Source organism: Microbacterium sp. NPDC087665 (assembly GCF_044743285.1).
Classification (GTDB): Bacteria; Actinomycetota; Actinomycetes; order Actinomycetales; family Microbacteriaceae; genus Microbacterium.
Map to the genome: position 1 here is coordinate 203187 of NZ_JBIUWD010000002.1, position 7969 is coordinate 211155.

The 7969-nt window shown below is 67.8% G+C and carries 4 protein-coding genes; 1 reads left to right on the forward strand and 3 read right to left on the reverse strand.

The genetic code is table 11. The annotated features are described in order from the left end of the window. Positions 1-27: 27 nt before the first annotated feature. The 3 genes from ACIOSY_RS04525 to ACIOSY_RS04535 all read right to left on the reverse strand — a co-directional run bounded on the left by ACIOSY_RS04525 (position 28) and on the right by ACIOSY_RS04535 (position 3972). On the reverse strand, positions 28-1089 hold the full coding sequence (locus ACIOSY_RS04525) for a hemolysin family protein (protein ID WP_400849693.1): 1062 nt from the start codon (positions 1087-1089) through the stop codon (positions 28-30). After that, on the reverse strand, positions 1086-2402 hold the full coding sequence (locus ACIOSY_RS04530) for a hemolysin family protein (protein ID WP_400849696.1): 1317 nt from the start codon (positions 2400-2402) through the stop codon (positions 1086-1088). The genes ACIOSY_RS04525 and ACIOSY_RS04530 overlap by 4 nt, the downstream gene beginning before the upstream one ends. Positions 2403-2517: 115 nt before the next feature. Then, positions 2518-3972 (reverse strand): GuaB1 family IMP dehydrogenase-related protein, encoded by a 1455-nt coding sequence (locus tag ACIOSY_RS04535; RefSeq protein ID WP_400849699.1) that lies wholly within the window; start codon positions 3970-3972, stop codon positions 2518-2520. Between the two features lie 157 nt (positions 3973-4129). Here ACIOSY_RS04535 and ACIOSY_RS04540 point away from each other — a divergent pair, with 157 nt between their 5' ends. Continuing rightward, entirely contained in the window at positions 4130-7825 is a 3696-nt protein-coding gene (locus ACIOSY_RS04540) for a multifunctional oxoglutarate decarboxylase/oxoglutarate dehydrogenase thiamine pyrophosphate-binding subunit/dihydrolipoyllysine-residue succinyltransferase subunit (RefSeq protein WP_400850918.1), read from the forward strand. Positions 7826-7969 lie beyond the last annotated feature (144 nt).

The window sequence follows — 7969 nt, forward strand, 5'->3', positions numbered from 1 at the left end:
GTCGGCGGCCTCTGTCGTTCAGTGCGGTCAGTGCCCGCGCACGCGTCGCGTCGCGTCCTGCACCTCGCCGACCAGCTCCTCGAGGATGTCTTCGAGGAACAGCACTGCGGTGGTCTCGCCCTCCGCGTTGCGTACCTTCGCGAGATGGCGGCCCGCACGACGCATCGCGGCGAGCGCATCCTCGAGATCGGTGTCCTCCTGGACGGGCACCATGTGGTGGATGCGCTTCGACGGCACGGGCTCGGCGATCTTCGTCGCCGCGTCCGGACCATCCGACGCGCGCAGGATGTCCTTCAGGTGCACGTACCCGATCGGCGTCTGCTCGTCGTCGACGATCACGTAGCGCGAGAACCCGTAACGGGCGACCGCCTTCTCGATGTCATCCGGCGTCGTGGACTGCGGCAACGTCACCAGGTCGCTCAGCGGTACGGCGATGTCGCGCGCCTTCTTGTCGGTGAACTCGACGGCTGCGGCGACCGCACCCGCCGCATCCATGAGCAATCCCTCACGGCGCGACTGGTCGACGATCGTCGCCACCTCGTCGAGCGTGAAGGTCGAGGCGGCCTCGTTCTTCGGCTCGACGCGGAACAGACGCAGCACGCCGTTCGCTGCGGCGTTGAGCACCCAGATCACCGGCATGAACACCTTCGACACCCAGACGAGGGGCGGTGCCAGGATCAGCACCGCACGTTCGGGAATCGAGAAGGCGAGGTTCTTCGGCACCATCTCGCCGAACACCACGTGCAGGAACGACACGATCAGCAGGGCGATCGTGAACGAGACGGCGTCGACCGCGGCATCCGGCATCCCCAGCGCGTGCAGCGGCACGGCCAGCAGATGGTGGATGGCGGGCTCGGAGACGTTCAGGATCAGCAGCGAGCAGATCGTGATGCCGAGCTGAGACGTCGCGAGCATGAGGGTCGCGTGCTCCATCGCGTAGAGCGCCGTCTTCGCAGAACGCGAGCCCTGCTCGGCACGGGGTTCGATCTGCGAGCGCCGCGCCGAGATCACCGCGAATTCCGCACCGACGAAGAAGGCGTTGGCGACGAGAAGCACGACCAACCAGGCGAGTCCTCCCCAATCACTCATCGGACGTTCCCTTCTTCGGGAGCAGTCGCTCTCGGGACGAATCGGATGCGGTCGACTCGGCGTCCGTCCATCCGGACGACCTGCAGCATGCCGCTGTCGAGCGAGACCTCGTCACCGACGGCGGGAACCCGCTCGAGCACGCTCATGACATAACCGCCGACGGTGTCGTACACGTCGCCCTCCGGGACGTCGATGCCGGCTCTGCTGCGCAGTTCGTCCGGGCGCAGTTCGCCGGGGAAAGTCAGGCCGTCACGGCCACGGATGACCCCGGCCCGGGTGCGGTCGTGCTCATCGGAGACCTCGCCCACGAGTTCCTCGACCAGGTCTTCGAGCGTGACGAGGCCGGCGGTGCCGCCGTACTCGTCGACGACGACCGCCAGCTGATAACCGCGAGCGCGGAGCTCGGAGATCAGCACGTCGATATGCACCGTCTCGGGCACGCGCAGCGGCTCGGTCGAGAGGGCACCCACGGGCACGTCCGCTCGGCGGTCACGGGGAACGGAGATCGCGGCCTTGAGGTGCACGACGCCGGTGATGTCGTCGAGATCGTCGTCGTACACCGGGAACCGGCTGTGCCCCGTGCGGCGGGCGAGCTGGATGACGTCGTCGGCCGAGTCGCCCGCGGAGATCGCGTGCATGCTGGGTCGCGCGGTCATGACATCCGCAGCGGTGAGCCGGGAGAAGGTGAGGGTGCGATCCAGCAGCGTGGCGGTGTCGGCCTCGAGCAGTCCGGCACTGGCCGACCGGCGGACCAGGGAAGAGAGCTCCTCCGCGCTGCGAGCACCGGAGAGCTCTTCCTTCGGCTCGATGCCCATGCTTCGCAGCACGCCGTTCGCGCTGCCGTTGAGCACGACGACCGCCGGCTTGAAGACGGTCGTGAACGCGACCTGGAACGGGATGACGAGCTTGGCGGTCGCGCGCGGCAGAGCCAACGCGAAGTTCTTCGGAACCAGCTCGCCGAGGATCATCGACAGCACGGTGGCGACGAACATGGCCACGACGGTCGCGATCGGCGCGACGGCGGCCTCGGGAAGATGCCAGGCGACCAGCGTCGGCCTGAGCAGGTTCGACAGGGCCGGCTCCATCGTGTAACCGGTGAGCAGAGTGGTCAGCGTGATGCCGAGCTGCGCAGAGGAGAGATGGGTCGACGTGTGCTTGAGAGCACTGATCGTCAGAGAGAGACGGGACTCGCCCCGAGCCTGACGCGCCTCGAGATCGGCCCGGTCGAGATTGACCAGCGCGAACTCGCTCGCGACGAAGAGGCCGGTGCCGACCGTGAGCAGAAGCCCCACGCCCAACATGATGTAGTCCATCAGAGGTTCCTCTCCGATGAGAGAGGCGGACAGTGGGGCGAGGTACTACAACTGGGAGGGTCGTCCATGGTGCCGACAATTCTACAGAACTCTGGGACGGGCGGGAGCGCCCGAATCACCAGCTGACCGGCAGTGCCTTGCCCTCTTCGTAACCGGCTGCGGACTGCAGGCCGACGAGTGCGCGCCCATGGAATTCGCGCACGGAGGATGCCCCGGCGTAGGTGAACGACGAACGCACCCCCGATGTGATCATGTCGAGAAGGTCTTCGACGCCCGGTCGCAGCGGATCGAGATAGATCTTCGACGAGGAGATGCCTTCGGCGAAGAGCTCCTTCCGCGCCCGCTCGAAGGCATCGAGGCGACCGGACCGCGCCTGCACGGCCTTGGTCGATGCCATCCCCCACGATTCCTTGTACACGCGCCCTTCCGCATCCCGCTGCAGTTCTCCCGGCGCCTCGATCGTGCCGGCGAACCAGGATCCGATCATCACTGACGCCGCGCCCGCCGCGAGCGCGAGCGCCACATCGCGCGGATATCGGACGCCTCCGTCAGCCCAGACGTGCGCACCGAGTTCGCGGGCGGCCTGGGCCGTCTCGAGCACGGCCGAGAACTGAGGCCGCCCCACGGCCGTCATCATGCGCGTGGTGCACATCGCCCCGGGGCCCACGCCGACCTTCAGGATGGATGCTCCGGCATCGACGAGATCCTCCACCCCGTCGGCCGTGACGACGTTGCCGGCCACGATCGGCAGACCGAGCCCGAGATCCGACACGGTGCGCAGAGCGCGCAGCATCCCGTCCTGATGTCCGTGAGCGGTGTCGAGCACCAGCACGTCCACGCCTGCCCCGGCGAGCGCCGTCGCCTTCGCCGCGACGTCGCCGTTGATCCCCACCGCTGCAGCCACCGTGAGGCGACCGTCGGCGTCCAGCGCGGGGCGGTAGAGGGTCGAACGCAGCGCGCTGCGAGCGCTCAGGGTGCCGACCAGGTGGCCATGGCGGATGACCGTCACCATCTCGACGCCAGCGTCGGTGATCACGTCGAACGCATGACGTTCGGATCCGATGTCGTCGGCATCGATCGACGGACTCCCCGCGTGCACGAGGTCGCCGAGCTGAGCATCCGGCAAAGCGGTGGCGAGCCGGTGCGCCGGAAGGATGCCCCGGATGCTGCCGACATCGATCGGCGCCGGCCCTTCCGCGACGACGATCCCGTATCCGGCCGTGGCGGGCAGCAGACGCAGCGCGTCGGCGACCGAGGCGTTCGGCGGGAGCACGAGGGGCGTGTCCCAGAGCACGGGCTGATCCTTGACGTTGCGGATCGCCGCGTCGAGATCCTGCAGCGGCATGTCCTGCGGGAGGACACCGAGACCTCCGCGGCGAGCCATCACGGCGGCGAGCCGCGGCCCCGTCACCGAGTTCATGTTCGACGCGACGAGCGGCAGAGTCGCAGGTGTGCCGTCCTGCGGCGCCAGATCGACCTGGAGCCGGCTCGTGACCGCGGATCGTCGCGGGATGAGGAAGACGTCGGAATAGGTGAGATCGACGCTCGGCAGTGCACCTGAGAACTCCATGACTCCACGGTATCGAGATCGGGTGGATCCTGGGCACGGCATCCGAGATTCACACGACGAAACACGTTAGGCTTGAAAGTCGAGAGTGTGCGGACCTGGGCGCATCCTGCGTCTGGTGAGCACTGTGAGCTTCAGCGATGAAAGAGGGCGATCGAGCGTGTCGAACCAGGTGACCGGCGTCGGGGGCGACGGAGGGTTCGGAGCCAATTCCTGGCTCGTCGAAGAGCTCTACGAACAGTTCAAGGTGAACCGCGATTCCGTCGACAAGGAATGGTGGCCGATCCTCGAGAAGTACCACTCCGACACCGCCGGCGGTGCCGCACCATCCGAGGCCGCGCCCTCGGATGCCGCGTCGCAGACCGCCCACCCCGTCACGGCACCGATCCCCGTCATCGGCTCGCAGCCCGTGGCACGCACGACCGCCAAGCCGGCAGCCGCCGCCCCGATCCCCGCTCAGGCCCCCAAGCCCCAGGCGAAGACCGCCGAGCCCGCGGCTGAGGTCACCGTCGAGGAAGACAAGGTCACGGTCCTCCGCGGCATGACGAAGGCCCTCGCAGCGAACATGGACGAGTCGCTGACCGTGCCGACCGCGACCAGCGTGCGCACGATCCCGGCGAAGCTGATGATCGACAACCGCATCGTCATCAACAACCACATGGCCCGCACCCGCGGCGGCAAGATCAGCTTCACCCACCTCATCGGCTGGGCGCTGATCCGCACGCTCGACGAGTTCCGCAGCCAGAACGTCTTCTACGCCGAAGTCGACGGCAAGCCGTCGGTCGTCGCACCGGCGCACGTGAACCTCGGCATCGCGATCGACCTCCCCAAGCCCGACGGCACCCGCGCGCTCATGGTTCCGAGCATCAAGCGCGCCGACACCATGTCGTTCACCGAGTACCTCTCGGCCTACGAAGACCTCGTGACGCGCGCCCGCAACAACAAGCTGACGGCGGCCGACTTCCAGGGCACCACGGTCTCGCTCACCAACCCGGGCGGCATCGGAACGGTGCACTCGGTGCCGCGTCTGATGAAGGGCCAGGGCTGCATCATCGGCGCCGGCGCGCTCGAGTACCCGGCCGAGTTCCAGGGCGCGAGCGAGAAGACGCTCAACGAGCTCGCGATCGGCAAGACGATCACGCTCACGAGCACGTACGACCACCGTGTGATCCAGGGCGCCGGCTCCGGCGAGTTCCTCAAGAAGGTGCACGAGCTCCTCATCGGGCAGCGCGGCTTCTACGACGACATCTTCGCCGCCCTGCGCATCCCCTACGCCCCGATCCACTGGAACCCCGACATCGCGGTCGATCTCGCCGAGCGCGTCGACAAGCAGTCGCGCGTGCAGGAACTGATCAACTCGTTCCGCGTCCGCGGCCACCTGATGGCAGACATCGACCCGCTCGAATACGTGCAGCGGTCGCACCCCGACCTCGAGATCGAGAGTCACGGCCTCACCTTCTGGGACCTCGACCGTGAGTTCGTCACCGGAGGCTTCGGCGGCCGACGCATCGCGAAGCTGCGCGACATCCTCGGTGTGCTGCGCGACTCCTACTGCCGCACGCTCGGCATCGAGTACATGCACATCCAGGACCCCGAGCAGCGCCGGTGGTTCCAGGAGAAGGTCGAGCTCAAGTACCAGAAGCCCGGCCACGACGAGCAGCTGCGCGTTCTCCGCAAGCTCAACGAGGCCGAGGCCTTCGAGACCTTCCTCCAGACCAAGTTCGTCGGACAGAAGCGGTTCTCCCTCGAGGGCGGCGAGTCGCTCATCCCGCTTCTCGACGAGATCCTGCAGGGTGCCGCGACCGGCGGGCTCGACGGCGCCGCGATCGGCATGGCCCACCGTGGTCGCCTCAACGTGCTCACCAACATCGCCGGGAAGACGTACGGACAGGTGTTCCGCGAGTTCGAGGGCACGCAGATGCCGGGCAACCAGCGCGGTTCGGGTGACGTGAAGTACCACCTCGGCACCGAGGGCACGTTCGTCGCAGACGACGGCTCCGAGCTGCCGGTCTACCTCGCCGCCAACCCGTCGCACCTCGAGACCGTCGACGGTGTGCTCGAAGGCATCGTCCGCGCCAAGCAGGACCGTAAGCCGATCGGCACGTTCGCTTGGCTGCCGATCCTCGTTCACGGTGACGCGGCCTTCGCCGGTCAGGGCGTCGTGGTCGAGACGCTGCAGATGTCGCAGCTGCGCGGCTACCGCACGGGCGGCACGATCCACGTGGTCGTCAACAACCAGGTCGGTTTCACCACCACGCCGAGCGACGCACGCACCTCGGTCTACGCGACCGATGTCGCCAAGACCATCCAGGCGCCGGTGTTCCACGTGAACGGCGACGACCCCGAAGCCGTCATCCACGTCGCTCAGCTCGCTTTCGAGTACCGCGAGCGGTTCCACCGCGATGTCGTCATCGACCTCGTCTGCTACCGCCGACGCGGACACAACGAGGGCGACGACCCCTCGATGACGCAGCCGCTGATGACGGATCTCATCCAGGCCAAGCGCTCCGTCCGCCGCCTCTACACGGAGTCCCTCGTGGGCCGCGGTGACATCACCGAGCAGGAGTACGACGAGGCGAAGGCGGACTTCCAGAACCGCCTCGAGATCGCGTTCGCCGAGACGCACGCGGCCGAGACCGGAGCCACTCCGATCGCGCCGGACCTGCCCCCGATCGACGACCAGGTCGGCGCGCCCGAGGTGACCGGCGTGCCGAGCGAGGTCATCCAGCTCATCGGCGATGCGTTCGTGAACAAGCCCGAGGGCTTCACGGTGCACCCGAAGATCCAGCAGCTGCTCGAGAAGCGCCTCGACATGAGCCGCAACGGTGGCATCGACTGGGGCTTCGGCGAACTGCTGGCGTTCGGATCGCTGCTCGTCGAGGGAACGCCCGTGCGTTTCGCCGGCCAGGACGCACGTCGCGGCACCTTCGTGCAGCGCCACGCGACCCTCCACGACCGCGCCAACGGCCAGGAATGGCTGCCCCTGTCGAACCTGTCCGACGCGCAGGGCCGGTTCTTCATCTACGACTCGCTCCTCAGCGAGTACGCCGCACTCGGATTCGAGTACGGCTACTCGGTCGAGGCTCCCGAAGCCCTGGTGCTGTGGGAGGCGCAGTTCGGCGACTTCGTGAACGGCGCCCAGTCGGTCATCGACGAGTACATCTCGGCTGCCGAGCAGAAGTGGGGCCAGCAGTCCAGCGTCACGCTGCTCCTCCCCCACGGCTACGAGGGCCAGGGACCCGACCACTCGTCGGCGCGCATCGAGCGTTTCCTGCAGCTGTGCGCGCAGGAGAACATGATCGTCGCCCGCCCGTCGACTCCGGCGTCGTACTTCCACCTGCTGCGCCGTCAGGCCTATGCTCGTCCGCGCAAGCCGCTGATCGTCTTCACACCGAAGGCCATGCTGCGCCTGCGCGGCGCGACGAGCCCCGTCGAGGCCTTCACGCAGGGTCGCTTCGAGCCGGTGGTCGACGACAGCCGCCAGCTCGACCGCAACGCCGTCAAGCGCGTGCTGGTGCACTCGGGCAAGGTCCACTGGGATCTGCGGGCCGAACTCGAGAAGAACCCCAACCCCGAGGTCGCGCTCGTTCGTCTCGAGCAGCTCTACCCGACGCCGATCGATGATCTGAAGACGATCACCGACTCCTACCCGAACGCCGAGCTCGTCTGGGTGCAGGAGGAACCGGAGAACCAGGGCGCGTGGCCGTTCCTCGCGCTCGCGTTCGCCGATGTCCCCGGGGACCGCTCGTTCCGTCCGGTGGCACGTCAGGCTTCGGCCTCGCCCGCAACCGGGTCGTCCAAGGTGCACGCCGCAGAGCAGGCCACGCTGCTGCGCGAGGCGCTCACGACCGGCTGAGTCCGCGATACAAGAACGCGATACAGAAGAGGGGCGGGGGGGGGGGGCGGGGCGCCCCCCCCCCCCCGCCCCTGGATTTGTTTAAAAGTGACGACCCGGGGGCGGCGGCGAGCCCCCCCACCGCGGGCAGAGCGGGGGCGGGCG

Excerpts from the sequence above, each read along its gene's own strand:
- ACIOSY_RS04525 (WP_400849693.1), bottom strand. The coding sequence starts at position 1,089 with ATGAGTGATTGGGGAGGACTCGCCTGGTTGGTCGTGCTTCTCGTCGCC.
- ACIOSY_RS04530 (WP_400849696.1), bottom strand. The coding sequence starts at position 2,402 with ATGGACTACATCATGTTGGGCGTGGGGCTTCTGCTCACGGTCGGCACC.
- ACIOSY_RS04535 (WP_400849699.1), bottom strand. The coding sequence starts at position 3,972 with ATGGAGTTCTCAGGTGCACTGCCGAGCGTCGATCTCACCTATTCCGAC.